The organism is Bradyrhizobium zhengyangense, assembly GCF_022012435.1.
In the GTDB taxonomy this organism is placed as follows: Bacteria; Pseudomonadota; Alphaproteobacteria; order Rhizobiales; family Xanthobacteraceae; genus Bradyrhizobium; species Bradyrhizobium zhengyangense.
The window spans coordinates 1-1,172 of record NZ_JAKLUA010000084.1; the positions used below are offsets into that span (position 1 = coordinate 1).

Genomic DNA, 1,172 nt, shown 5'->3' on the forward strand with positions numbered 1-1,172 from the left:
ATGTCGTCCTGGATCAAGCACCGGCATCGGCGTCTCGTCGCAGAACACGCGCGGCGCAGCCTGAATGATCCGCAGCTACAGCTCATAAAGGCTCCTGAGCCACCAGGCGGTACGTTTGACCCAACCGGCGAGTGTCGCGCGGTCAAGATGGATGCCGTGGCCGGCCAGGATCTGAACTTACCGGTACAGCGGCAAATACCAGGCGAACTTCGAGACCACCATATGGCTCACGAGGGCCGTCGAGGCCATACCGCCCTCAATCAGGCGCGGCAGCACTTTGGCTGGACCGCGCCATCGGTGCAGCCGCGGCAGCCGTATTTGGGACGGATCGTGCGCAGCACGCGCAGGAGCGCCGGGATCACGTTCAACACCTCGCTGACGTCCTCGCCGATCTTGTGAGGCTGGCCCTGGCAGCACGGGCAGGCCGTCACCTCCGGCTCCAGGACCTGCTCACAGCGCGGCAGATGCTTGGGCAACGCGCCGATGTTGCGGCGCGCCTTCTTACGTAGCTTATCGGACGGCTTCACCGCAGGTGCATCGTCGTTGGCAGCTGCAGGCGGCGTGACACTGGTCTCAAGATCGTCAAGCTCAAGCGCAAGCTGTTCGGCCACGAGCGTGGCAAGGCGTTCCGAGCGCTTCCCGAAGATCATCTCCTTGAGCGTCTGCACCGCAACACGCAGCTTCTCGTTCTGGGCGTCGAGCGCGAGCACCATCTCCGTTAGAGCGGCTGGATCAGTCGGGAAACGTCCCGGGGCGTATCGCCATAAATGGACCATACCTCCGCGCGCCGCAGGCTCCAGCGAAATCCTCTCCTCTCAGCCGACAATTGCCGGCTGCTTCACGAGCTTGGCCGAGACGCGCGTCCACTCGAGTCCGTCGAGCAGCATTGCGAGCTGTGTCGCACTGAGATGCACCACGCCTTCGCGGATCAGCGACCAGGTGAAGTGCCCCTGGTGCAACCACTTCGTCACCAGCACCATGCCGCTGCCGTCCCACGCCAGAAGCTTCACTCTGTCCGTGCGTTTGCTGCGGAACACGAAGACGTCACCACAATACGGATTCGCACGCAGCGCTTCGCTCACCAGTGCCGACAGTGTATGCACCGACTTGCGGAAATCGACCGGCTGTGTCGCCAGCACCACCTTGAGGTCAGAGCGTAGCGCAATCACCGG

General features: G+C 63.2%; 2 protein-coding genes. Both read right to left on the reverse strand.

Annotated elements, in window-relative coordinates; all coding sequences use genetic code 11:
- Positions 1–260 precede the first annotated feature (260 nt).
- Positions 261–710 carry an IS66 family transposase zinc-finger binding domain-containing protein gene (locus tag L6637_RS42275; protein ID WP_237867377.1) on the reverse strand — a complete coding sequence of 150 codons (450 nt, stop codon included), beginning with the start codon at positions 708–710 and terminating at the stop codon, positions 261–263.
- A 105-nt stretch (positions 711–815) separates the two neighbouring features.
- Entirely contained in the window at positions 816–1,169 is a 354-nt protein-coding gene (tnpB, locus tag L6637_RS42280; RefSeq protein WP_128929788.1) for an IS66 family insertion sequence element accessory protein TnpB, read from the reverse strand.
- Positions 1,170–1,172: the final 3 nt, after the last annotated feature.